Below are 24,149 nucleotides of genomic sequence, written 5' to 3'. Positions count from 1 at the left end.
AACCATTAGGATTGTCGACCATAGCAATTAATGACAACTAAATTGTACTTATGGGGGTTAAATCTATTAAACTGATGCCTCGAGGATCGAACGCATTGAATCACAGTTTTATGATGGCGGCTATGATGACTTCTAAAAATTCTTGTCAGTTCAAATATCAATACCTATCGTCTCAAGATTATCAAGCATTGAGGGCAATGACGGTCCAAGCAGTAGTGTCAAAACGGATGATACTCGCGATGACCTTGTCAGGATTGCTGCTGACGGGCTGTCAAAGTACACCAACCAATGATTTGACAGGCAGTACGTCTTATCAAGCGTCCACCCGCCCGAATGACAATCGCAACTTAGATAAGCAAGAAATTGCTCGTGTGCGCACCTCACTTGCCGCACAATATATTCGAAAGAACGAGCTTGATACCGCACAGCAGCAGCTCGAAAAAGCCTTTGCTGCTGATAGCCGTTACGCGCCAGCCTATGATATGATGGGCGTTTTGTTGCAGCAAGAGGGCAGCAGTATCAATCTTGCAAAAGCCGATCAATATTTTAAAAAAGCCATCATGCTTGATAAGAATTTTGAGCAAGCAAACAATAACTACGGCGTTTACTTATCGCAGATGAAGCGCTATCGCGAGGCCGCCGCACAATTTGAGATTGCAGGCGCGGCATTGGGCTATGATGGACGTATTGGTGCGTTAGAAAATTTAGGACGTACTTACCTTCAATTGGGTGACCGCGATGCTGCTGCAAAAGCTTTTTTGCGAGCGCTTGATGGCAATCGTAATAGCATCATTGCTCATATCGAATTGGTGGACTTATTGCTTGAGCAGCAGCGTGTAACGCAAGCTCAAAGGCTGTATGATGAGACATTAATATTGGTGAAGGGGCAAGGTATTAGCCCGCGCTTGCTATTACAAGGTATCAAAATCGCTGCTGCCCAAAATAATATAACAACTCGCCAGCAATTAGCACAGCAGCTTTTATCTGCTTATCCATTAAGTGATGAAGCAAAACAACTTAAGACTTGGCTTAACAATCCAGAGGCACCATGGAAATGACCACCCCATCATCAAACACTCAATCTAACGCTCAGGGATCATTTGGTGCTACGTTGCAGCAAGCCCGTAAAAACAAAAAAGTTAGCTTAGACGAGGCAGCCGCTGAGCTATTTATTTTAAAGCGCCATTTGCAAGCGCTGGAGCACGAGAATTTCTCTGACTTGCCGCAGCCCGCATTTGCTCGTGGTTTTGCGATTAATTATGCCAAGTATTTGGGACTGGATCCAATAAAAATCGCAAGTAGCTTCGACGCCGCTTATCCCAACGAACTCAAGGCTCAATCTCTAAATAATACTGACACCCCCTTGCGTCCGATGGGTACACTACAGCGTGATACGCACAATCGTATTCGTTTTAATCCCTTACTGATCGTAGCGGTCATTGGTGTCATCATATTAGCGGTATTCTTGTTCCGTATGGTCAGTCACGCAAGTAAAGAGCACACTGAAGAACCAGTATCGACAGTTGAGGACATCTCGGCGACAGAGCAAGCTCAAGGTGCCGCTATTAGTGATACGACGGGTATTGGTTCGTCTGGTTCTGCGCTAAATTTGGGCGGCGCTAATGCAAGCGAAGCAAATTTGTCAGTCACACTGACTGACACCGCTAACGTCAGTATTATCGATGCTTCTGGTAACAGCCTTATAAGTGGTACTCAGACGTCTGGTGATTATCAATTGTCGGGCGTGCCTCCGTTTAATGTACAAATTGACAATATCGATAACGTGAGCTTAACGCTCAATCAAGAAGCGGTTGCTTTGGATACTTATGCAACTGATAAAAAAGCCAGCTTTGAATTAGCACCTTAATTTTAAAACTGTGATTGACAGCTGTTAAAAGCTACTATGAGTGTGGTTTTTCTCCGTTTTTCTCGCTCCAATTGAAGGGTTTTTATATGTCAACGTCAGCGCCTATTAACCGTCGTCTTACCAAAAAAATATATGTCGGTGATGTCGCGATTGGTGGTGATGCGCCAATCAGCGTACAAAGTATGACCAATACAGATACCTGTGATGTGGCAGCGACTGTCGCTCAAATTGAGCGCTGTGTCGAGGCAGGGGCGGATTTGATGCGTGTCTCAACACCAACAATGGACACGGTCAAGGCGTTTGGTGAAATCCGAAAGTTGGTCAGCGTGCCTTTGATTGCTGACGTACACTTCGATCATAAAATTGCGTTAGCAGTTGCTGAAGCGGGTGCTGATTGTCTGCGTATCAATCCTGGTAATATCGGTAGTGATGCCAAAGTACGTGAAGTGGTCGCTTGTGCCAAATATCACAATATTCCGATTCGTATCGGTGTCAATGCAGGTTCTTTAGAAAAAGACATTCAGCGTAAATATACTGAGCCAACTGGTGAGGCAATGCTTGAATCGGCAATGCGTCATATTGATATACTAGAACGTCTTAATTTTGATCAGTACAAAGTATCAGTCAAAGCCAGTAACGTGTTTTTGACAATGGATGCTTATCGCCTAATATCAGCAGAAATCGATAACCCACTACATTTGGGTGTTACGGAAGCGGGTGTTTACCGTACAGGTGCCGTAAAATCTGCCATCGCTCTTGGTGGTTTGTTATTGGACGGTATTGGCGACACTATTCGGATTTCATTGGCTGCAGAGCCTGAAGAAGAAATCAAAATTGGTTTTGATATTTTAAAATCGCTAAATATTCGCTCTAATGGCGTTAACTTCATCGCGTGTCCGAGTTGTTCTCGTCAAGAGTTTGACGTGATCAGAGTTATGACTGCATTAGAATCACGTTTAGAAGACATTCGTGAGCCGATGAATTTGTCAGTGATTGGCTGTAAAGTCAATGGCCCAGGCGAAGCAAAAGAAGCGGATATCGGTATCGTTGGGGCGGCGCCAAAGTCGCTGGTATACCGGATGGGTGAAAAGAGCCATTTGATTGACACGGATAATTTAGTCGATGAAATAGAAGGTATGGTACGCGCTCATGCAGAAGATTTGGCCAAAAAACGTGAAAATGAGATTATTCGAGTCAAATAAATCATAACGTTGCATGACCAAGCATAAAAGCCAATTAATTACCTTATTGAAAACTGTGCTCAATTACGAGCAAAAACAACAATAATAGAAACACTTGTTAGAACTTTTAAGGATATGACGGGACCATGATTAAAGCGATTAAAGGGTTTAATGATATTTTGCCAGAACAGTCTGCAAAATGGTTGCACTTAGAGGAGACTTTGGCAAAAGTGCTGGGCAGATATGGCTTTGAACATATTCGTTTACCAATCGTTGAACAAACAGATTTATTTGCGCGTGCCATTGGCGGTGCAACCGACATCGTCGAAAAAGAGATGTACAGCTTTACCGATAAATCTGAGCCACCCACGCCATTAGCTTTGCGTCCTGAAGGAACGGCAGGTGCTGTGCGCGCAGTAATTGAGCACAACCTTTTACGTGGTGACACACCTAAATTGTGGTACATCGGTCCAATGTTTCGTTATGAGCGTCCGCAAAAAGGACGCTATCGTCAGTTCCACCAACTGGGCGTAGAAAGTTTTGGTAGTGCGCTACCTGATGCTGATGCCGAATTGATTGCCATGACTCATTTGATGTGGCAAGAATTGGGTCTAAAAGATGAGCTGCATCTGCAATTGAACAGCTTGGGTGAGCTTGATGAGCGCTATGCCTATCGTGAAGCACTGGTCGCGTATTTGACGGATAAAAAGGATTTGCTTGATGATGACAGCAAGCGCCGTTTAACAACCAATCCACTTCGTATTTTAGACAGTAAAGAGGCAAGTACACAGGCGGTATTGGCAGACGCGCCAAAACTGGCTGACTTTTTGGGTACAGAAAGCAAAATACATTTCGAAAAAGTGCAAACTTATCTGACCGAGCTTGGCATCGATTTTGAAATCAATCCACATTTGGTACGCGGGCTTGATTATTATAATAAGACTGTCTTTGAATGGGTAACTGACAAACTTGGTAGTCAAGCGACTGTTTGTGCAGGCGGTCGTTATGATGGTTTAGTTGGACAATTAAAATCCATCGGCACAAACGATGATAAAACTGACAAGAAACCTGTAAAATCTGAGCCTGCTGTTGGTTTTGCAATGGGTCTTGAGCGTTTATTGTTGCTGATAGAAGCAGTAGCACCGATTGCTGATGTACCCGCTTGTGATGTCTTTGTTGTTGCTCATCCAGAAGTTTATAACGCAGGCATTGGTTATGCACAACGCTTGCGCTATAGCCGTCCCGATGTGCGTGTCAAAATGGCGAGTGCCACGAGTCTAAAAGCACAGATGAAAAAAGCAGACAAATCAGGTGCTGCATTGACCGTTATTATCGCGCAGCAAGAGTTGGATGATAATACCATTAGTATAAAAGACATGCAGACAGGTGAGCAGCAGACAGTGGCGCAAGATTGGCTTTCAAATAGAGACAATTTTTCTCGCAACTGATTGCTTACTCATTACGGTTGCTATCATAAGCCACTCTATCTTCGGTTTTGACCTTTATTAGCAGCAATTAAATATAAATTTTATCAGGTAAATACGTATGGCTCTGACACCTAATTCGCCAAATGCAGACAGTTCAATGCAAGCGTTAAAGCAATATGGCAGCTATATTGTCACTGCAATTTTACTGGCGCTGGCCGCTTATTTTGGCTGGACTTATTGGCAGAATAACCATGCGCGAGTAGATACTGTGGCAGCGGACCATTATGCAGATATCCAGCGATTGAATGAAGAAGTCAGTTTGGCCTCGCAAAACCCAGATTTAGAAGCGGAAGCAAAAGACGCTCTTACTCAGAGCCGTACACAGCTTAATAAAGACATTGATGCGCTGGTCAGCAAACATGGTGATTCAGTGTACGCTTGGCAAGCTCTTATGATTAAAGCGCGTCAGCAAGTTGACAGTAATGAATTTACTGAAGCCAGTGAAACGCTTAAAAAGGCTCTAGCAATCGATTTGGGTGATGCAGGTTTAGCAGCGATTACGCGTCTGCGCTATGCAACAACGTTGTTGGCTGCAGGTGATGCAGATGCGGCATTAGCAGAAGCCAGTAATGACATGCCAAGCTCATTTGAACCCAGCCAGCAAGAATTGCTCGGTGACATTTATTTGGCGCAAGGCAATAAAGACTCAGCGATTAAGTCGTACAATAATGCTTGGGATTTGCTACGTACTCGTCAAGAAACGCGTGCTGTATTGGCATTAAAGATGGAAAGTTTAGGTATCGTGCCTGAGCCTATCGAAGAGCAAGCAAGCCTTATTCAAGAATCAGCTACGCCTGAACAGCCACTGGTACAAGAAGGCGCTGCAGAAAATGCTGCTGTCGGGGTTGCACCGTAATTGTATAGTAATGAGCGCCATTGACTAATAATAGCTTTAGCGTTTTACCTAATTGTTAATAATTTATTTGTAGTGAGAACCTATAATGACTCAATCTATTCGCTCTAGCAGAACATCAAAAGCAAGAACTATCAAGACGACGGTTATGCATGTGGCAGTACTGGCAGTAATGAGCACTGCGGTGATTGGGTGTAACCGCGGTATCAAACCCGTTGTTAATGATCCGGTAAAACTGATACAGATCGCTCAGCCTATTACTGTACTACAACCTGTGTTTAGTACCGATGTCGGTAATAAAAAAGCCAGTAATAAAGATCCGCTAGATTTGCAAGTGGGTTATGCCAATGGGCAGATCGTTACTGCATCGCGTGGTGGAGATTTAACAGGTTTTAACAGTAATGGCGAACGTATTTGGTCGGTTAAAGCTGGGGATCAAATCACGGGCGGTGTGGCCTTGGATGCGTTGAGTCAGACAGCTATTATCAGTACTCGTGGCGGACAGGTTATGGCGTTTGATAGTGCTACTGGGGCCAAACGTTGGCAGAAACAGTTGTCAGGAACGGTTTTGACACCAGCGCTTATTACCAATAACCGTGTGATTTTATCTGCAAACGATGGCTTTTTGCATGGACTGTCGTTACAAACGGGGCAGTCTGTCTGGCAATTTGCCACGCAAGTACCAGCCATCAGCGTACGTGGTAGTGCAGCACCTACTTTGTTAGACAGCAAAACCGCCCTATTAGCAACAGCTGATGGTCGCTTACATGCAGTAACGACCGACAGTGGCCTACCGCAGTGGTCAAGACGCGTTGGTGTCGGTACGGGCAGTAGCGAAGTTGAGCGAATGAGTGATGTCGATGGCACGCCTATCGTGGATAAAAACCAGCTGTTCGCCGTGAGTTATAGTGGTCAATTGCTCGGCATTGATCTGGCAACGCGTCAAGTGATGTTCGTCAATGAATTTGCTAGCCTAAAATCACTGGCAGTGAATAACCAACAAGTCATTGCTACAGGATTGGACGGTAAAGTAGCTGCTTATGATCGCAACAGTGGTGCGGTGCTATGGGAGAGTGAAGAGCTGGCTTATCGTCACTTGACCAACCCTGTAATGATTGGCAATTATATTGCAGTGGGTGATTTGGATGGTGTGGTGCATCTATTTGATCCTGCCAGTGGAAAAATCGTCAGCCGTGTACAGACCAAAGGCGCATTGAGTAGCTTGCAAGTACAAGGAAGCCGTTTAATGACTCAAAGCACTTCAGGCCAAGTAGCTATTTGGCAGTTGGCACGCTAAGAATTTTATTAACCAGCCCTATACTAAGTAATGTGTTTTGATAGCATTATGGCGCTAGCTGGTTGGACGTGTTTTTATAACATATAGAAATAAACGCTGCTTGGTCGGCGTTTAGTGCTTTGTGTAAACTGCTTGTTTAAACACAGGCTTTCGCGTACTCTATGCGACCGATGCGCCGTAGGCGTTATTTATATATAGTTGATTCATTTAAAAAAGAATGGAGTCTTACTGAAATATATCTTTTAAAGCTGCTTGTTTGTAAAGTTCATAGTAAGCGAGAAAATTTGATATCAGTAAAACACCATATATATGGATTCTTTTTTATTTTGGACTGACCACACAGTTTATATATAATGTAGTCAGTCTATATACTGTTTGTTAAACGCAATATAACTAACTATTATTTTTGCTAATGTTTTATCATTTATTTTAATTTGCGGTCAAGTACAGCTTATTCGCGATTGTTTTTAGGCGTCACTGTACCGTCCGTCATTATGCCTTTCACTGAGAGTAACCCATGAGTATCAAGCCTGTGGTCGCCTTAATTGGTCGTCCAAACGTCGGTAAATCCACCTTATTTAATCAGTTCACAAAAAGTCGGCAGGCATTGGTTGCTGATTTATCAGGACTGACTCGTGACCGTCAATACGGCGATGCTACCTATGAAGACAAATCCTTCATTGTTGTAGACACTGGGGGTATTGGTGAGGCAGACGATGGCAGTGGTAATATCGATGATTATATGTCTGAGCAATCGCATACTGCGATTCATGAAGCAGATATTATTGTATTTGTCGTGGATGCTCGTGCTGGCATGATTGGTGCGGATGCCGAAATCGGTAAGTTTTTACACACCCTTGGCAAGCCTGTTTATGTCGTTGCCAATAAAGTCGATGGTGTCCATGATGCCGCGCCCGCTGAATTTTATGCATTGGGATTGGGTGAGCCGTACCCGATGGCTGCCAGTCATGGTCGCGGTGTGGGGAACTTGCTTGAAGTATTGACGGCTGACATGCCAGAACAAGAAAATATCGTAGAGCCAAGAGGTCTAAAGCTTGCAATCATCGGTCGTCCAAACGTCGGTAAATCGACATTGGTGAACCGTTTGTTGGGTGAAGATCGAGTGGTAGTCTTTGATATGCCTGGCACCACGCGCGACAGTATCTACATTCCTTATCAGCGTGAGGGTAAAGACTACGTATTGATCGATACAGCTGGTGTACGTCGCCGCGGTAAAATTGATGAAAAAGTAGAAAAATTCTCTGTCATCAAAACCTTGCAAGCGATCGAAGACTCTAACGTCACGGTCATTGTCATTGATGCTCATGAAGGCATTGTCGATCAAGACTTACACATGATTGGGTATGCGCTTGATGCAGGTCGCGCTCTTGTCGTTGCCATTAACAAGTGGGATGGTCTGACACAAGATCAAAGAGACTATATTAAAATTGAGATGGATCGCCGCTTTAATTTTATACCCTACGTAAAAGTGCATCTGATATCTGCACTACATGGTACGGGTGTGGGTAATTTATATCCTTCTATCTTACGTGCCTACAAATCCTCTATGTTTGAAGTGTCAACCAATCGTTTGACTCAGATTTTGCAAGATGCGGTCACTGCCAATCCGCCACCAACGGTTGCTGGTCGCCGTATTAAAATGCGTTATGCTCATATCGGTGGTCACAATCCACCTGTTATTGTCATACATGGTAACCAAACCAGTGCGCTACCTAAAAGTTACCAGCGCTATCTTGAAAACCAGTTCCGTCAAGTGTTCAAGCTCGAAGGCACGCCGCTCAATGTCATATTCAAGCAAAATGAAAATCCTTATGCCAATAAGAGCGATACACCAACCAAAGCGAAGACGCAGCAGTTGCGTCAACGTGAGCGTAATCGGGCGAAAAAGTTCACCACTAAAGATAAAAAGCCTCGTTAATTATTAGGCTTCTTGATCGGTTATTCACTTTATCGTGCGATCGCGCACGATAAAGTTGCTTTTGTTCAACCCTACTTAAATTTTATCCTATTAAATACCTAAATGTTTCGCTTATCACACTTCAAAAATAACTGTAGTATAGTTAAAAGTTGTTTTGGCCCAGTTGAGTGATATGACCAACCGTCCGTTTCAAACCATTCCTACACTTATCTGGCGCTCTGTCGTACAAGCCATCATCTTGGCTGTGTTGGCAGGGTTTTTATTGTCTTTCGTTTGTGGTTTATTGCATCACTATAAAGACAAGCGTCGCCACATCCAACAATTTGCTGCTTTATTAACCACCAGCGCTTCAACAGCTGATGGCGCTGATGTTGTGGCTGAGCAAGTGCAGTTTTTGTTAGAAACTGAACCGAGTATTCAAAGCATTTTATTTTATTCAACGCCTCAGCCCATTGAGGATGCCAATCAATCAAGGAAAGATTGGGAAAATGCTTTATTTGCAGATACTGTCAGTTTTAACTACCCAGTCATCAGTCACTTTATTGGTGATGAAAGTAAGCTTAAAACGCCTATTAGCAATCAGCAATCAGTAGCCGCTTTATTAAATAGTATGAGTAAGTCGTCAGAAACTGATGACAGTACGGACAATAGCGCGTTAGTGGGTTACATCAATATTACTTTAGATGTGAGTAAACTGCGCTTGTATTGGTTCCAAAGTACTGTGCTGCTATGGCTGATTACCATGATACTAACGGTTCTTGGGGCGTTGTACATTTTACGTAAACTCAATTGGCCAGTCAGAGACATAGAGACTTTGACAGACGCGTGTGACATCGTCCTAAAAACCCCCGATCTCAAGCAGTTGCCTGTTATTCCCCAGCAGTTCGACTTTCAAGAACTGATGCAGATTAAGCAGACGTTTACGGCTTTGTTTAGTCGCTTGCAAAATGCCAGAGAAGAATATGAAGCGATTGCTGTTTTTGAGCAGCAACTCCATAAAAAAGATCTGTCTCTTGATGTGCAGCTCCACAATTTTCAAAGTATGATCACTCATGAGTTAAAAACCTCACTGAACGCCATCGTGGGTGGCTTGCAGCTATTGGATCAGGAAACTCTAAACATAGAGCAAAAAGACGCTGTCCAAATTATTACTAATGGTAGTGATAAGCTGGTGTCGTCGCTTGATCATATTATTCAGTTGAATCAAATACAAAAAGGCCAGATGAGTATTAATTGTAGTGAGCTTAACCCATTACAGTTGATGGCAGATCTGCTGGCAACGTTTGAGCCAATTGCTCAAAAAAAAGGGCTTGAGCTAGTCAGCCGTATTCATCATATAGACTATAACTTAGAAGGTGATGCAGAAAAAATACAACAGATATTGTCAATACTGCTTAGCAATGCGATTAAATTTACGCCAGCGGGGCAGGTGACCCTTACTTCGCAATTGACGCATTTTGATAAGAGTAACCGTTGGCAAATTAGTGTCAAAGATACAGGCATTGGCATCGATCATAATTATATTGATGATATTTTTAACCCATTTTTTCAAGTGGATTCATCAAATACTCGCGAGTATGAGGGGTCGGGTGTTGGCTTACCAGTGGTCAAACAACTGGCTCAGCTCATAGGTGCTACTATAGAAGTTGAGAGTGCATTAGGCGTAGGTACGGAGTTTATATTGACGGTAGCGATGCCTAATCAGCGCCAATCCCGGCAGCAGCGCTCATTGACCAAATTGACTGTGATCTATTATTACTATCATGAAACTGGCTCTTTAGCGAATGAGTTGGAGCGTTTGGGTGCTACGGTTATCTATCGCCAGCATGAAGAATTGGTAATAGACGACATGAGTGCAAAGAAAGTCGATATGGTGATGTTTGCAGAAGATATAGCGCCAAGCAAAGCAGAAGCGTTGGCCAAGCGTATCCGCCACTTCGAAAATAAGCATCGGGCTTTATTGATATACTGGTATCCACAGAACCAAGCACGGTATTTAGACGATTTTGAACACAGTTTAAAAGCAGCAGGCATCGATTACTGTCAGAGCGCAACTTTTAAGGACAAAGCGTTGGATGATTTACTCAAACGCTGGTTGGTATGGACATGATACCGTACCCAAATCGTTCAGTGAATACGGACATAAAAAAGACGCCTTAACAATGGGCGTCTTTTTTATTAAGCACAAGGGGATTTATGCTTTTTACATTAGGTTTTGTACCCAGCGTACCAGACGCTGCCAAGTGCGGCTCATAAAGCCTGACTGCTCAATATCGCTAGTCGCTACGATAGGTACTGATGCCACCGCTTTGCCATCGATAACCGCCATCATTTTGCCAATTTCTTGACCTTTTTTGATAGGTGCTTCTAAGCTTTCAGGGATATCAACCACAGTAGTGATTTTATTCTTTTGCGTTTTGCTGGTCAAAATCTGTAAATTATCACCAGTTACCAGCTCTATTTCTTTTGTGTCCCCAAACCATACTGGTATCTTGCTGACGAATTGTCCAGCAGGTGCTTTGGTTACCGTGGTGAAATGACCAAAGCCCCAGTTAAGCAGTTCACGTGACTGATCAGCACGGGCTTGTTGGCTGTCTGTGCCCATAATAACCGAGATCAGACGCATGTCTTCACGTTTGCTTGAAGCAGCTAAGCAGTAGCCTGCAGCATCAGTGTGGCCTGTTTTTAGACCATCAACAGTAGGGTCGGTTGCCAGCAGAGCGTTACGGTTACCTTGAGTGATACCGTTGTAAGTGAATTCTTTTTCAGCATAAATACTATAATAGTCGCCGCTGTTTTTGATGATAGCACGAGAAAGCTTGGCCAAATCTAAAGCAGATGCCATGTGATTGTCGTCAGGCATACCAGTAGAGTTAACGAAGTTTGTGTTTTCCATGCCAAGCTTTTCGGCTTGTTCATTCATCAAGATGGCAAATGATGCTTCACTACCAGCGATATGCTCTGCCATTGCTTTTGAAGCATCATTACCTGATTGAATAATGATACCGCGTAACATGTCGATGACGCTCGCTGTTTTGTTCACTGGCACATACATACAAGACTGGCTGCTACTACCACGGCACCAAGCATTTTGACTCATCAATACTTGTTCGTCTTCTTTGAGATCACCTGATGCTAAGCGTTGCTCAATGATATAACTGGTCATCATTTTTGTTAGGGACGCTGGTGGTAGCGACTGATTGGCGTTCTTTTGTGCCAAAATCTCGCCAGTATTATAGTCCATTAATACATAAGCGGTATTATCCATCTCAGGTGGCTGAATGGCTGCGTTTGCCATCACTGCACTCATTGAAATACTCACACCAACTACCAGTTGTACAAACTGATTTTTTACACGCTTTACTGTCATATATCGTTACACCGCATCATGAAACCAAATGTATCTATCGCTTATGTCCAGTGATCACTCTTATCCCTTATTCTAAGCAACATGCATCAAATATCATGTCAAAAGATAACGTAGGAAGAAAAGCGGTGACGACTGAGCGACAGACATAAAATTAACGCCTTATCTTAGCAAAATGGTAACCGATGGGGAAACAATAAATGCAAAAAAAAGAACCAAATTAAAAACAATGCCCAATGATTATTAAACGTTTACTATTATTAGGCTTTGACAGTAATTCTATCGTCGCAAATCCAACCAGCACAAAAAAGCTTGCTGTATCATCCGTCGTTTTGAACGGAATAACAGCAAGCTTTTTGGCAGTATAGACTCAGTAAATAAGCCAATAATTTTATTTTTTACCGTATTTACTCAACGTCTCAAGATCAATAATGCCGTTATCTTATTGTCGTTAATTATAGCGGGCATTATCAGTCTAGCACTGACACTGATTTTTAACATAACGCTTCTTAAAAGAGGACGTATTTGAAAAAGTCCACATTTAAAAAAGAATATGAGTAAGCTATGCAAGCCAAAACATTGTACTGCTAAGGCTCACTTACATCGTGTCGTTACTGATACTGCGCATCTGCCAAATCTTCACACAGTGCTTTGTTCTCTTGTTTTGAGAATCCCATCGTCCAGCTACGAATACCTTGCAATATTTGACGGTAATCTTGCTGAGTTGATAAGTATTGGATAGCGGCTTTCGGGTCTTCCAATGACGGCATCAACTCATGAAGCTGTACGGTATAAGATTTATAGAAGCGCTGTTTTTGTTTGCCATTAAGCATCGGTGGACATATTTCTGACAGCACTTGCATAACCGCAATTTCATGTTTGGTTATGTTGATACCAGACATGTCTAGAGGTATGGTTGTCGCAGAATTGCTTGCGGCAAGAGATGCTTGAGAAAACATGGCAACAGACGTTATCAGTCCTGCAAAACCAACTTTTGATGCGGTTTTTGCTATCACAGAAGCTATAGATAATATCGATTGATTTTTCATTCAGTATTACACTCACTTATCTTTATTTGATGGTCATATGTTAATGGGTAAAAAAACAAAAGTCACATAAAATATTGATTTATGTGTAGATATCTTGTGAGCTAACCCACTATCTTAGCAACATAACAGTAGTATAAACGCGTAAGTTACGTCAGCATAAAAGTATAAGTTTATATTGTTGTGAGTTATTGCCTATTGTAAGTGTGGTTCTGTATTCCAGCTGCTACTTATACGACAAAAATACTGATAAAGTATTCCGTAAAATAGCATGTCACATAGATTCTAAATAAAGACGAGATTTGGGTTGTCGTACTATCAAGCTGTAATTCAACATCGAGTTGTAATTTAGCATAGTAGGATTACCCATATTCCCTGTCATATCACTATGGTATTATCATTTTGCAATAACGGTTTCGCGATAATTATTTCACAATATGGTGATGCGATTTTTCTAAATTTTATATTGGCTTTGTATTGTCGTGTCCAAAGCCAGTCAAACAAGACAGCTGCCATTCACACATTTGATTATATCAATTCTATGATGATGACGCTCACAAGTGAATGAAGGTTAAGTATAAATACAATGGGTGGAAATGAGAGTTTTAATTAGTAATGATGATGGAGTATATGCTCCAGGATTGTTGGCGTTATATCAAGCATTGTCTACTATTGCAGAGGTGGTCGTGGTCGCGCCAATGACTGAGCAAAGTGGCTGTGCTAGTGCATTGAGTATCTCAACACCACTATATACGCAACAGCTGGATTCTGGCTTTATCGCTGTCAATGGCTCACCTGCTGATTGTGTTTATTTGGCACTACACGAGCTATATCCACAAACTCGGTTCGACTGTGTAATTACAGGCATCAATTCAGGCGCCAATCTCGGTCAGGATGTTTTATTTTCTGGCACCTTTGGCGCAGCGTTGACTGCACAGATTTTTGGCATACCAGCTATTGCAACTTCGCTGGTGGGCGGCGGTGTTAAGGGTAAAATGCAAGAGCAGGTCAGTCAGTATCAAGTGGCGGCTAATGAGATTGTTAAATTATTGACAGAAACGCCAATACTGAATGTTTGCAAAAATTTGCCCTATCACGTATTAAACGTTAATATTCCTGATGTTGAGAGTGCCGATGATATCAAAGGTAGAAAGATAACGTCTTTGGCGCACAGACAAATTGCGCGTCCTGTACATGCTGTTATCGACCCACGCGGGCGAGAGGCATACTGGTTATCTTTGCGTAAACGTCCTTATGAGTTGTCAGCAGACATCGAAAAAGAGTCGTTATCAGTCCAAAACCTGTTACATCAAAAGACGCTGCCTCAACAAACAGCTTCTCAAGCAGCAGAGGAAACAGGCGCTCAATCATCTGCTATAAAATTGACGGATGACCAAGCAGTGGCAGCAGGTTATATCAGTTTGTCTCCAGTACGACTACATCATACGCCAACCAACACGTTGGACGAGCTTTCCGCGTTGTTTTTGTAAGTTGGCGACAATACTAAACGGTATTAAAGTTAGCAAAGTGCTTGTGAGTGACACAAGGAGTTTGCAAGTAACATAAAGAATAGGAAATCTTGTATGAAAAAGCTTACGGCGAAATCTCATTTCGCAAAGATGGCATTGATTGGCACCATGGCGGCAGCAACATTGACGATAGTGGGCTGTGCAACCAAGCCTACTTACCAAGCAGCCAACCAAGCTGGGCCTAAAATTATCACCAATGCTCAAGGCGTTCCTAATTATCATCGCGTACAGCGTGGCGATACAGTCAGCCAAATCGCTGAGCGTTATCGTCTTAATTACCGTCAAATTGGTGCGCTCAATGGTTTAGACAGTAAGTATACGATTTATAGTGGTCAATGGCTTAAGCTGTGGCAAGGCACGCCTGCGATGAACGCCAACGACAATCGCTATAACACATCTACCCCAACAGTGTCACAGCCAACGTATACACCTCCTGTTATGAGCGCGCCTGTAAACAACGCTTCAAGCCCTGTGTACGAAGTGACTGCCAACGCAACCTCAGGTTATGAATACCCAAGTCGCAATCAAGTGGTTCGCAATTTTGATGCGGCAGCTGGCAGTATGGGTATGTGGTTTGCTGGTAATGTCGGTGATCCAGTGCTTGCCAGTCAATCTGGAACTGTGCTTTACTCAGGTAGCGGCCTACCAGAATACGGCAATCTTATTATGATTCGCCACAGTGACAACTATATTACGGCTTATGCTCATAATAGCCAGCTACTGGTTAAAGAAGGCGACGCAGTACAACGTGGCCAGCGTATTGCCAATATGGGTAGCAGCGGCCAAACCAATCAAGTAGGTTTGGAGTTCCAAGTGCGTCTAAACGGCAATCCTATTGATCCACGTGCAGTATTGGGGCGTTAAGTTTGATTCGATGTTTTTTATTGCTTGGTTGATTGAGTGACGTAATAAAAATAAGTCCTTTTAGTTACGTCGCTTTATTTGCGTCAATTTACTTATTCACACCTGAGATTTTTATGATTGTAAAAAAACACTATATCGCTCTTTTTCCTGCCTTAGTGATGGTCGGGTGTACGAGCCAACAGGCCATGCAAAAGCCGAGCAAACCTGTGCGTCAAGGCAGCGTTGAGGTCACACAGACTCAAACCATTCAAGTAAAGCCAACACCGCGGCCAGTCGTTGTTAAGCCGCAGCCAGTCGCAAAGCCAAGCTATAATAGCTTTTCTGATTGGAAATCAGACTTTTCTATGCGAGCGATTTCTTCAGGTAATGATGCTACAACGGTTCGCCGTTTGCTCGATTCAGCCTATTTGAATCAACAAGTCATCTCATTAGACTCAGGGCAGCCAGAGTTTTCTAAAATGCCTTGGGAGTATGTGGATTCAGCTGTATCAGATGGTCGCGTCAGCGCGGGTAAGCGTAAGTTTGCCGAGCAACGCTCCTTTTTATCGCAATTAGAGTCACAATATGGCGTTAATGCAGACATCATCGCGGCGATATGGGGTATGGAATCCTCTTATGGCGCGGTGACTGGTAACAGCAGTTTGCCAAGCTCTCTTGCCAGCCTTGCTTATGATGGTCGTCGTCAGGAGTTTGCCGAAACTCAGTTATTGTCCTTGGCGACGTTATTGCAACGTGGGGATGTGTCTTGGTCGCAGCTTGATGGCTCTTGGGCTGGCGGAATGGGACAGACGCAATTTATCCCTGACACGTGGCTTAAACACGGCGTAGACGGCGATGGTGATGGTCACCGCAACCCTTGGGCGACAGCGGATGCTTTGGCTTCTACGGCTAACTATCTTAGTAACTCAGGTTGGGTTCGAGGTCTAGCACCATTTTATGAAGTGACTGTTCCTACCTCATTTGATTATTCTACAGTGGGAACTAAGCAACCTGCGGCTAGATGGGCAGCCATGGGTGTGGATACAATCGCCGATGTCTATTTAGACGCCAATACACAGATGGAGTTGTGGCTACCTGCTGGCAAAGATGGCCCAGTACTGTTGCTCAGTCCGAACTTCGATGCCATCAAAGTCTATAACAACTCTTCTAGTTATGCATTGGGTGTCAGCTTGCTGGGTAAAGCGCTTGCTGGTCAAGGTGGGTTGCAAAAATCATGGCCGCGCTATGAGCGTCCCTTATCAACCGCTCAAGTGCGTAATTTGCAGCAGCGTCTGACCAGCGCAGGTTATGATACAAAAGGTGCTGATGGCATCGTTGGCACCAATACCCGTAAGGCATTCCAGCGCTGGCAAGCGGATAACGGTCAAACACCAGATGGTTTTATCACGCAGCGTAGTGCCTCTTCATTAGCGTCATGGTGAAGTAAATTGATAGGGCTATTTTACTCTTCGGTAGCCATTATCTTTAATAACGCCTTTTAATGCTGTTATTAACGTATAAGTTTTATTTCAAACTGCCTGTATGATCCTAATATGCACAACAAAAAAGCACCTTATTAAGGTGCTTTTTTGCTTTACTCTACAATAGCTTTTCGAAAATCTGCGACTTTTTTAAGTTATTTAAATAAAGAGTACGCCAGTACCGAGACACACTCAAACTGGTTATAGTGAAAAAGACAGCCCTACCATTATATCGATTTCAAAAACACATGCTCGCCAAAAAAATATTGACCGTGCCAGACTTTTAAATAGACTATTGATACAAGAAAGTTTGTACTGAGAGTGATAAACTCTAGATCATAGGTTTTTGATAGGCGAATAATGAGAACAACGACAAGAGTATACCTTTATGATTACCATAGAAGCATTGCAGTCTGCGATAAAACAACGCATAGATATTTATAACAATAACGATTTTCCACTACAAAAAAGAGCCGTCACTACCTGCGATCTACTAAAAAGTCGTAATCAAATCTTGGCTCAGGACATTGCTTCACCGTTTGATATACCAAGACAAAATTTGTCGGCAATGGATGGCTATGCGATCGGCCAAGGAAGCGAGCTTACAAAAGACAGTGTGATCGAGATTATCGGCGAGTCGCAAGCGGGCTGTGCTTATACAGGTGAGATAGCTATAGGGCAGGGCGTGCGTATATTTACGGGAGCTGTAGTGCCAGATAGCTGTGATACGGTTATCATGCAAGAAAATACCAATTTTGCGGAAATAAAAGACACGCTTGATAAGTCAAAACCTTATACCATAACGCTCAAACAAACCGCTCAGATCAACAATCATATTCGTAAACAAGGCGAAGAAGTTGAATCGGGTGAAGCAGTTTTGTCAGCAGGCAAACGTCTCAATCCTACTGATATCAGCTTACTGGCAAACTTAGGTATTAGCCAAATTAAAGTATTTGAGCCATTGACGGTAGGCGTGTTAGCCACTGGTGATGAGCTCGTTGCTATTGGCAATGAGCTTACCAGCTTAGCGCAAATATACAACTCCAATACACCAACGCTTAAAAGTCTATTGTCCGATCTACCAATCAGTGTTCGCGATTATGGCATCATTCCTGACAATTTAGAGCAAACGATGGCCGCTATCAACGACGCCATGCAGGACTGCGATGTGCTGATTTCGACGGCTGGCGTGTCAGTGGGTGATTATGATTTTTTGACCACGGTCATTGAGACGTTGGGGCAGATCAATCACTATAAGGTGGCAATGAAGCCCGGCAAACCCTTTGTGTTTGGAGAATTGAACAAAGGAATCGATAAGCCTGTCTTGTACTTTGGTCTACCGGGTAATCCTTTATCTACAGTGGTTGGCGCGCTACAGTTTGTGATACCAGGGTTGTGGCAAATGTCAGGCGCTAGAGCAGCAGAGCAACCTATACAATTGAGTATCAAAGCGACACTCACCAATGATGTGAAAAAGTCGGCTGGGCGTAAAGACTTTCAGCGCGGATTTTTGTCACAAAACGAAGCAGGCAGTTACCAAGTTGAGTGTTTTTCAGGTCAGCAGTCCCACAGAATCAAGCAGCTTAGCCGAGCCAATTGTTTTGTGGTTTTAGATCAGGATAGTGGCGATATCTCAGCCAGCAGTATGGTGACGGTACAACCTTTTTCGTGGTTGTATACTTAATTCATCGTTTGCCAAATTGATATAAGATGACTACAGAAAAACTGAAGAAAAACTGAAAATCAGCCATACAATGGTAGGCTAAACGCGAATAATAAGGTGATGCTTAAAATAGGCATTACTAATGGCAGTAAAATATGAGTGATGACAGCATCAAAACAGGCAGTGCCCAGTGGTATTCGCCTACATCCGTACCAGATATAGCCGAGGGTTATTTATCGTCGTCTGTGGTTGAGCCGATTGATCAAGCGAATCAGCCTTTGACTGATGGATTTGCCCGTCAGCTCACTTATCTGCGTCTATCTATCACCGATTTTTGTAACTTTCGCTGTGAATATTGTCTGCCGAATGGTTATCAAGGCAAGCGTCCTGATGATGAGCTCAGCGTCCCTGAGATTGCTACCTTGATACGAGGCTTTGCGCAAGTAGGAACCAAAAAGGTTAGACTCACTGGCGGTGAACCCTCTATTCGGCGAGATGTCGTCGAAATTATTGAAACCATCAAACAAACAAAAGGCATCGAAACCGTTGCCATGACCAGCAATGGCTACAAGCTTGGTAAGCATTTAGCAAGCTGGCAGGCAGCAGGCTTAGATCAGCTTAACATCAGTATGGACAGCTTTGACGCAGCGACTTTTTATAAGATGACGGGCTTTAACACTTTGCCGCAACTACTTGCGGACATGGATACATTGTTAGCAACCACAGATATTAAACTCAAGGTCAATAGTCTATTGATGGCAGAAACGGCCTTTGAAAACCTACTGCAAGCCATCGACTATGTAAAAGACAGATCCGTTACTTATCGGTTTATTGAATTTATGCAGACCAGTGATAATAGCGATTTGTTTTTCGCCCAACATGCTCATTCCGACACGATTATTGATTATCTATTAGAGCATGGTTGGCAGCCACATGAGCGCGGTAGTGCCGATGGTCCAGCAGTAGAGTACAGTCATCCAGATTATGTAGGTCGCATTGGTATGATTGCCCCTTATGCGGCACATTTTTGTGATACGTGTAATCGTCTGCGGGTGAGCAGTCAAGGAAAGGTACACCTTTGCTTATTTGATCAGGGCAATTATGACATTCGCCAGTATCTACAGGCAGATGATATCGCAGGATTGGTCAGTACGTTACACAATTTTATGCCCATTAAGCCTGAGCACCATCATCTGCATGATTCAGATAGTGGCATCATGCACAATCTATCCATCATTGGTGGTTAGGTTGGCTAAAAAACATTAGGGACCATCGTATCTTTACTGAATAAAAAGTCTAATAAGGAATACCTATGAGCAAGCCTGCTGCGCAATTTACTCCACTAAACATCGCTGTATTGACCGTGTCTGACAGTCGCACGCTCGCGGAGGACACTTCGGGACAATACTTGGCAGACAGCTTGATGGAAGCTGGGCATCATTTGGCAGATCGCAAGCTTATTACTGATGATATTTATCAAATAAGAGCAGTCATCAGCGGCTGGATTGCAGACCCAAAAGTCCATGCAGTGATCACGACTGGCGGTACAGGGTTTTTTATCAGAGACAGTATGCCAGAAGCCGTAAAAGTGTTATTTGATAAATCCATTGATGGCTTTGGTGAGATGTTCCGCTTAATCTCAAAAGATGAGATCGGTATGTCAACCGTGCAGTCGCGTGCGGTCGCTGGTATGGCGAATGGCACTGGCATATTTTGTTTACCTGGCTCATCTGGAGCTTGCCGTACAGGCTGGGAAAATATTCTAAAAGAGCAGTTCGATAGCCGTACTCGTCCGTGTAATTTTGTGCCCCATTTTATGGCGCAAAATCCTAGCCATGATTGAAGACTCAATTCCATCAGATATCTTGGCGGGAGTAGTGATATTAGCTGGCGGCGCGTCTAGACGAATGGGCACACCCAAAGCAAAGCTCACGCTACCAACAGGTGAGACTTTGCTTGATTATCATGTTCGTCATTCATTAGATTTGAATGTGCCTATTATGATTGCAGATAATGAGCGTGGCTTTCACATACATTCAGATCTGATGTTAAACAAACCGCGTCCTCTCGTTTCTTACATTGCTGATTATGAGCCTAATAATGACGATGCCAATAAAAACGATGAGAAGAGTGATAATGGCGGGGCATTGGTTGCGATTGAATCAGCGTTGCAAACGCTGTTAAAGATGGATGGTTCAGGCGCATCACAACAGAATAAGTCATCGTGGCTGTTTGTTATTAGTTGTGATAGCTTGATACCTGCTATGGATTTGTGGCAGAAGCTCCAGTCATCAATAGCACAGGCCGTGGATAAAAAAGTAATTTGCTTAACCGATGATAGCCATTTATATCCATTGTTAGGCATTTATAAGTTGAGTATTGAGCCTGATTTAAAAAAATATATTGATCGTGGTCAGCGCAGGGTCATGTCTTTTATTGAGCCTGTCGTACAGTCTGTGCCGTTTGCAAACGACTGGCAGTATTTGACCAATTTTAATACGCCGCAAGACTTTGCACGTGCTTGTATGGCTTTGAGCGATTTATAAAAAGGCTTACCGAGAGAAATAATAAATGAATATTGACAGTCAAGAAATGAACAATCAGAAAAATAACCAATCTGTCTTATCGCATTTGGACGGTAATGGTGATATTACCATGGTCGATGTGAGCAGTAAGACAGCAACGACAAGAGAGGCCACTGCTACGGGGCAAGTACGCTTTCCAAGTGAGATATATGAGCAAATAAAAGCTGCTGATGGCATGACTAAAAAGGGCAGTATCACCCAAACCGCACATATCGCAGGAATCATGGCAGCTAAGCGCACCCACGATTTGATTCCGCTTTGCCATCCGTTGCCGTTGGATAAGATAGGTTTAACCTTTGCTTATGACGATGCAATTAGCAGTATTACAGTCACTGGTATTGTCAAAGTCACGCACAGGACAGGGGTTGAGATGGAAGCATTGACGGCTGTTAGCGTTGCTTGCTTGACTATTTATGACATGACCAAAGCGTTGTCACATGACATTATTATTGATAATGTTCGTCTCATCAATAAGACGGGTGGCAAATCAGATTATAAGCACGCGTAAATCGATAAAATGTCGTTTCAACGATTAAACATGTGATTAGCATCAAGCAAGACCGCTTATATAAAGGAAGGGTTTTATGAGTACGAATGCTGTAGAAGTAAACGCCGAATCGACGATGAACATCAATGTCTTGTATTTCGCGAGCCTAGCGGATGAAGCCAATTGCCAACAAGAAACCGTCACTGTACAGCAGTCGACTTCATTGACTGAATTGTATGAACAGCTTTGTCAAAAGCATCGGTTCAGCCGTCCGCAGTCAGAGCTGCGAGTCGCAATCAATGATTATTTTGCAAAATGGACTGATCAGATTAATGACGGTGACAATGTGGTATTTATTACCCCAGTCGCAGGTGGTTAGTTTTAGTAGAAAGCTTCATATTAAAAAATGATAAATAGAGAAAACAAATGACAGATAACGTCCACAGTCACTCCATGACTATCAAACGCAGTACTGAGGAAGTGTATGCGCTCGCCGAACGTGATGGTTTTGCGCTATTAGATACCGACATTGATGAAAGTCGACTGAAAGACATGCTCGATGATGACAGCTGTGGTGCTTTTGTATGTTTTGAGGGTAGAGTACGCAATCATAACAACGCCACAAGCGTTGATCGTTTGACTTATTATGGTTATGAGGATCTAGCGCTCAATCAGGGTCGTGCCATTATAGAAGAAGCCAAAAAGCGCTTCGAGATTACGCATGCCATTGCCATACATCGTATCGGTGCGTTAGATATCGGCGATGTGGCCATATGGGTTGGCGTGGTTTCTGCGCATCGTTATCCTGCATTTGATGCTTGCCGCTGGATACTGGACACCATTAAAGCCGATATTCCTGTTTGGAAGCAAGAGTATTACGAAGATGATTCTTCTAAATGGCTAAGCAACAACGGCTAAAAAAGAACAATTGCTAGACAAGCACCCACTGCTTTTGCATTCATTGTCCATCATTGATACTGAGTTACAACCCATGGAACGAGCAGTGACATTATGATAGATCCGTCGCTTATGTCAGACTTGCTTAGTCCATTTTGGGTAAGTATCAAGCTTGCGAGCGTGACCACCTTATGTTTATTATTGTTTGCAACCCCCGTCGCATATTGGCTTGCGAAACCCAGTCGTAAGCAAGGCATATCACGTCTCAAAGTTTTACTTATGGGCATCATTGCGATGCCACTGGTTTTACCGCCTACGGTCATCGGCTTTTATCTTTTATTGTTATTCAGTCCTAACATGGGTATTGGGAAGTGGCTTAATGACTATCATATTGCCTCTTTGATTTTTACTTTTGAAGGTCTGGTCATTGGCTCCATTATTTACTCACTGCCTTTTTATATTCAGCCTGTTTATGCCCAGTTTTTGCGTATTCCGCAAAGCGTTATGGAGATGGCTCATTTGTTAGAGCCAAGTCCTCTAAGGCGTTTTATGAGGGTAGCTTTGCCTCAAGTACGCGTTGGTATAGTGCTGGGCGCATTGATTAGTTTTGCGCATACCATTGGTGAGTTTGGCGTCGTGCTAATGATAGGCGGCAGCATTTCAGGGGAGACTAAAGTGGTGTCGATTGCGATATACGAGCAAGTTGAAGCGCTCAATTACGAAGCGGCGCACATGATGTCAGGCATTCTCATTATTGTTGGAGTGGTGATGGTTGCTCTGATTGCCAGTGTCAGTCGAATGAATCAGCGTTCAATAGATTAAAGCGATTATAGATAGATATAATAACTGTTTGGTTCTAATTGTTGAACATTGGGTTATTTCTTAAGTACAAAAGTTTAAAGATAAAACTTTTACCTTATTCACGCTTAGGGATATGAAGCTTATAACCCACACCAATTTCAGTTAAAAAATATTCAGGTCTAGAAGGATTGTCTTCTAGTTTTTGTCTCAAGTTTGACATAAATATGCGCACATAGTGCTCTTGATGATTGTGCCCTTTACCCCATACCTCGGTCAATAGTTGCTGATGAGTCATAACTTTTTCAGCGTGTTTAATCAGTACGGTCAGTAGCCGATATTCGATCGGTGTCAGATGGATATCTTCGCCATTTTTGCTGACTTGTCTTTGTGCCAAATCAATGCTGACATTACCAAGCACCAACTCAACTGGCGTCTCATATCCTACTTGCCAGCGGCGCATATGAGCGTTCACTCTGGCGATCAGCTCGCCCATACTAAAAGGTTTTACTAGGTAATCATCTGCGCCCAAATTCAATGCTTTGATTTTATCTTGCTCATCACTACGCGCTGACAATATCAAAATGGGAAGCGAAGACCACGCTCTGATGTCTGTGATGACATCACAACCATCGGCATCCGGTAAACCCAAATCTAAGATAAGCAAATCTGGACGCCGAGAGGCAGCTTCTATCAATCCTCTGCTTGAGCTGTCTGCTGTATAGACTTGATAACCTTCTTGCTCCATCGCGAATTTTATAAATCGGGTGATATGGGCTTCGTCTTCGATAATTAGAATGGTTTTCATAGATATGGTATCTACTAATTA

At 43.2% G+C, this 24,149-nt stretch carries 22 protein-coding genes; 19 read left to right on the top strand and 3 right to left on the bottom strand.

Going from position 1 to position 24,149, the window contains the following annotated elements; translation table 11 throughout:
* Window positions 1-122 precede the first annotated feature (122 nt).
* The 8 genes from pilW (at window position 123) to ACT3TH_RS02005 (ending at window position 10,734) form a co-directional block, all read left to right on the top strand.
* Complete coding sequence (gene pilW / locus ACT3TH_RS02040; RefSeq protein ID WP_444754182.1) at window positions 123-1,058, top strand: type IV pilus biogenesis/stability protein PilW; 936 nt, start codon at window positions 123-125, stop codon at window positions 1,056-1,058.
* The gene (locus ACT3TH_RS02035; protein WP_444754181.1) at window positions 1,055-1,867 is read left to right on the top strand and encodes a helix-turn-helix domain-containing protein; all 813 of its coding nucleotides are present in this window, start codon (window positions 1,055-1,057) and stop codon (window positions 1,865-1,867) included. Before pilW ends, ACT3TH_RS02035 begins: the two co-directional genes overlap by 4 nt.
* A gap of 86 nt (window positions 1,868-1,953) precedes the next feature.
* On the top strand, window positions 1,954-3,069 hold the full coding sequence (gene ispG / locus ACT3TH_RS02030; protein WP_444754180.1) for a flavodoxin-dependent (E)-4-hydroxy-3-methylbut-2-enyl-diphosphate synthase: 1,116 nt from the start codon (window positions 1,954-1,956) through the stop codon (window positions 3,067-3,069).
* Window positions 3,070-3,194: 125 nt separating this feature from the next.
* Entirely contained in the window at window positions 3,195-4,496 is a 1,302-nt protein-coding gene (hisS, locus tag ACT3TH_RS02025) for a histidine--tRNA ligase (RefSeq protein WP_444754179.1), read from the top strand.
* A gap of 97 nt (window positions 4,497-4,593) precedes the next feature.
* On the top strand, window positions 4,594-5,391 hold the full coding sequence (locus ACT3TH_RS02020) for a YfgM family protein (protein ID WP_444754178.1): 798 nt from the start codon (window positions 4,594-4,596) through the stop codon (window positions 5,389-5,391).
* A gap of 85 nt (window positions 5,392-5,476) precedes the next feature.
* Window positions 5,477-6,685, top strand: a complete 1,209-nt coding sequence (gene bamB / locus ACT3TH_RS02015; protein ID WP_444754177.1) for an outer membrane protein assembly factor BamB — start codon at window positions 5,477-5,479, stop codon at window positions 6,683-6,685.
* Between the two features lie 517 nt (window positions 6,686-7,202).
* Window positions 7,203-8,624 (top strand): ribosome biogenesis GTPase Der, encoded by a 1,422-nt coding sequence (der, locus tag ACT3TH_RS02010; protein ID WP_444754176.1) that lies wholly within the window; start codon window positions 7,203-7,205, stop codon window positions 8,622-8,624.
* Between the two features lie 172 nt (window positions 8,625-8,796).
* Window positions 8,797-10,734, top strand: a complete 1,938-nt coding sequence (locus ACT3TH_RS02005; RefSeq protein WP_444754175.1) for a sensor histidine kinase — start codon at window positions 8,797-8,799, stop codon at window positions 10,732-10,734.
* Window positions 10,735-10,827: 93 nt separating this feature from the next.
* On the opposite strand, the gene ACT3TH_RS02000 is transcribed toward ACT3TH_RS02005, so the two are convergent.
* Together ACT3TH_RS02000 and ACT3TH_RS01995 are read right to left on the bottom strand one after the other, a co-directional pair.
* Window positions 10,828-11,994 (bottom strand): D-alanyl-D-alanine carboxypeptidase family protein, encoded by a 1,167-nt coding sequence (locus ACT3TH_RS02000; RefSeq protein ID WP_444754174.1) that lies wholly within the window; start codon window positions 11,992-11,994, stop codon window positions 10,828-10,830.
* A gap of 608 nt (window positions 11,995-12,602) precedes the next feature.
* Window positions 12,603-13,040, bottom strand: coding sequence for an MCR_0457 family protein (locus tag ACT3TH_RS01995; RefSeq protein WP_444754173.1), 438 nt, complete (start codon window positions 13,038-13,040; stop codon window positions 12,603-12,605).
* 593 nt (window positions 13,041-13,633) lie between these two features.
* On the opposite strand from ACT3TH_RS01995, the gene surE reads away from it, so the two are divergent.
* From surE to modB, 11 genes are all read left to right on the top strand, one after another.
* Entirely contained in the window at window positions 13,634-14,527 is an 894-nt protein-coding gene (gene surE, locus ACT3TH_RS01990) for a 5'/3'-nucleotidase SurE (protein WP_444754172.1), read from the top strand.
* A gap of 93 nt (window positions 14,528-14,620) precedes the next feature.
* Window positions 14,621-15,430, top strand: coding sequence for a peptidoglycan DD-metalloendopeptidase family protein (locus ACT3TH_RS01985; RefSeq protein WP_444754171.1), 810 nt, complete (start codon window positions 14,621-14,623; stop codon window positions 15,428-15,430).
* A 113-nt stretch (window positions 15,431-15,543) separates the two neighbouring features.
* On the top strand, window positions 15,544-16,851 hold the full coding sequence (locus ACT3TH_RS01980; RefSeq protein WP_444754170.1) for a lytic murein transglycosylase: 1,308 nt from the start codon (window positions 15,544-15,546) through the stop codon (window positions 16,849-16,851).
* Between the two features lie 427 nt (window positions 16,852-17,278).
* Window positions 17,279-18,574, top strand: coding sequence for a molybdopterin molybdotransferase MoeA (locus tag ACT3TH_RS01975; protein ID WP_444754169.1), 1,296 nt, complete (start codon window positions 17,279-17,281; stop codon window positions 18,572-18,574).
* Window positions 18,575-18,708: 134 nt separating this feature from the next.
* The gene (gene moaA, locus ACT3TH_RS01970) at window positions 18,709-19,800 is read left to right on the top strand and encodes a GTP 3',8-cyclase MoaA (RefSeq protein ID WP_444754168.1); all 1,092 of its coding nucleotides are present in this window, start codon (window positions 18,709-18,711) and stop codon (window positions 19,798-19,800) included.
* Between the two features lie 65 nt (window positions 19,801-19,865).
* Window positions 19,866-20,396 (top strand): molybdenum cofactor biosynthesis protein B, encoded by a 531-nt coding sequence (gene moaB / locus ACT3TH_RS01965; RefSeq protein ID WP_444754167.1) that lies wholly within the window; start codon window positions 19,866-19,868, stop codon window positions 20,394-20,396.
* Window positions 20,389-21,099, top strand: a complete 711-nt coding sequence (mobA, locus tag ACT3TH_RS01960; protein WP_444754166.1) for a molybdenum cofactor guanylyltransferase — start codon at window positions 20,389-20,391, stop codon at window positions 21,097-21,099. Before moaB ends, mobA begins: the two co-directional genes overlap by 8 nt.
* A 25-nt stretch (window positions 21,100-21,124) precedes the next feature.
* Entirely contained in the window at window positions 21,125-21,646 is a 522-nt protein-coding gene (moaC, locus tag ACT3TH_RS01955; protein WP_444754165.1) for a cyclic pyranopterin monophosphate synthase MoaC, read from the top strand.
* 76 nt (window positions 21,647-21,722) lie between these two features.
* Window positions 21,723-22,004, top strand: a complete 282-nt coding sequence (locus ACT3TH_RS01950) for a MoaD/ThiS family protein (protein ID WP_444754164.1) — start codon at window positions 21,723-21,725, stop codon at window positions 22,002-22,004.
* Window positions 22,005-22,051: 47 nt separating this feature from the next.
* Complete coding sequence (locus tag ACT3TH_RS01945; RefSeq protein WP_444754163.1) at window positions 22,052-22,543, top strand: molybdenum cofactor biosynthesis protein MoaE; 492 nt, start codon at window positions 22,052-22,054, stop codon at window positions 22,541-22,543.
* Window positions 22,544-22,636: 93 nt separating this feature from the next.
* Window positions 22,637-23,344, top strand: a complete 708-nt coding sequence (gene modB, locus ACT3TH_RS01940) for a molybdate ABC transporter permease subunit (RefSeq protein WP_444754162.1) — start codon at window positions 22,637-22,639, stop codon at window positions 23,342-23,344.
* Window positions 23,345-23,438: 94 nt separating this feature from the next.
* On the opposite strand, the gene ACT3TH_RS01935 is transcribed toward modB, so the two are convergent.
* Window positions 23,439-24,128: a response regulator gene (locus ACT3TH_RS01935; RefSeq protein ID WP_444754161.1), complete on the bottom strand. Its 690-nt coding sequence runs from the start codon at window positions 24,126-24,128 to the stop codon at window positions 23,439-23,441.
* Between the last annotated feature and the right edge of the window lie 21 nt (window positions 24,129-24,149).

This window comes from Psychrobacter sp. AOP22-C1-C5, assembly GCF_052378885.1.
Classification (GTDB): domain Bacteria; phylum Pseudomonadota; class Gammaproteobacteria; order Pseudomonadales; family Moraxellaceae; genus Psychrobacter.
Note: the sequence above shows the minus strand (reverse complement) of the source record. Positions and strands in the feature narration are given on the sequence as shown.

What these genes read in the sequence shown, in the direction of transcription:
- pilW (WP_444754182.1), top strand. Translation starts at nt 123, where the DNA reads ATGATGACTTCTAAAAATTCTTGTCAGTTCAAATATCAATACCTATCG.
- ACT3TH_RS02035 (WP_444754181.1), top strand. Translation starts at nt 1,055, where the DNA reads ATGACCACCCCATCATCAAACACTCAATCTAACGCTCAGGGATCATTT.
- ispG (WP_444754180.1), top strand. Translation starts at nt 1,954, where the DNA reads ATGTCAACGTCAGCGCCTATTAACCGTCGTCTTACCAAAAAAATATAT.
- hisS (WP_444754179.1), top strand. Translation starts at nt 3,195, where the DNA reads ATGATTAAAGCGATTAAAGGGTTTAATGATATTTTGCCAGAACAGTCT.
- ACT3TH_RS02020 (WP_444754178.1), top strand. Translation starts at nt 4,594, where the DNA reads ATGGCTCTGACACCTAATTCGCCAAATGCAGACAGTTCAATGCAAGCG.
- bamB (WP_444754177.1), top strand. Translation starts at nt 5,477, where the DNA reads ATGACTCAATCTATTCGCTCTAGCAGAACATCAAAAGCAAGAACTATC.
- der (WP_444754176.1), top strand. Translation starts at nt 7,203, where the DNA reads ATGAGTATCAAGCCTGTGGTCGCCTTAATTGGTCGTCCAAACGTCGGT.
- ACT3TH_RS02005 (WP_444754175.1), top strand. Translation starts at nt 8,797, where the DNA reads ATGACCAACCGTCCGTTTCAAACCATTCCTACACTTATCTGGCGCTCT.
- ACT3TH_RS02000 (WP_444754174.1), bottom strand. Translation starts at nt 11,994, where the DNA reads ATGACAGTAAAGCGTGTAAAAAATCAGTTTGTACAACTGGTAGTTGGT.
- ACT3TH_RS01995 (WP_444754173.1), bottom strand. Translation starts at nt 13,040, where the DNA reads ATGAAAAATCAATCGATATTATCTATAGCTTCTGTGATAGCAAAAACC.
- surE (WP_444754172.1), top strand. Translation starts at nt 13,634, where the DNA reads ATGAGAGTTTTAATTAGTAATGATGATGGAGTATATGCTCCAGGATTG.
- ACT3TH_RS01985 (WP_444754171.1), top strand. Translation starts at nt 14,621, where the DNA reads ATGAAAAAGCTTACGGCGAAATCTCATTTCGCAAAGATGGCATTGATT.
- ACT3TH_RS01980 (WP_444754170.1), top strand. Translation starts at nt 15,544, where the DNA reads ATGATTGTAAAAAAACACTATATCGCTCTTTTTCCTGCCTTAGTGATG.
- ACT3TH_RS01975 (WP_444754169.1), top strand. Translation starts at nt 17,279, where the DNA reads ATGATTACCATAGAAGCATTGCAGTCTGCGATAAAACAACGCATAGAT.
- moaA (WP_444754168.1), top strand. Translation starts at nt 18,709, where the DNA reads ATGAGTGATGACAGCATCAAAACAGGCAGTGCCCAGTGGTATTCGCCT.
- moaB (WP_444754167.1), top strand. Translation starts at nt 19,866, where the DNA reads ATGAGCAAGCCTGCTGCGCAATTTACTCCACTAAACATCGCTGTATTG.
- mobA (WP_444754166.1), top strand. Translation starts at nt 20,389, where the DNA reads ATGATTGAAGACTCAATTCCATCAGATATCTTGGCGGGAGTAGTGATA.
- moaC (WP_444754165.1), top strand. Translation starts at nt 21,125, where the DNA reads ATGAATATTGACAGTCAAGAAATGAACAATCAGAAAAATAACCAATCT.
- ACT3TH_RS01950 (WP_444754164.1), top strand. Translation starts at nt 21,723, where the DNA reads ATGAGTACGAATGCTGTAGAAGTAAACGCCGAATCGACGATGAACATC.
- ACT3TH_RS01945 (WP_444754163.1), top strand. Translation starts at nt 22,052, where the DNA reads ATGACAGATAACGTCCACAGTCACTCCATGACTATCAAACGCAGTACT.
- modB (WP_444754162.1), top strand. Translation starts at nt 22,637, where the DNA reads ATGATAGATCCGTCGCTTATGTCAGACTTGCTTAGTCCATTTTGGGTA.
- ACT3TH_RS01935 (WP_444754161.1), bottom strand. Translation starts at nt 24,128, where the DNA reads ATGAAAACCATTCTAATTATCGAAGACGAAGCCCATATCACCCGATTT.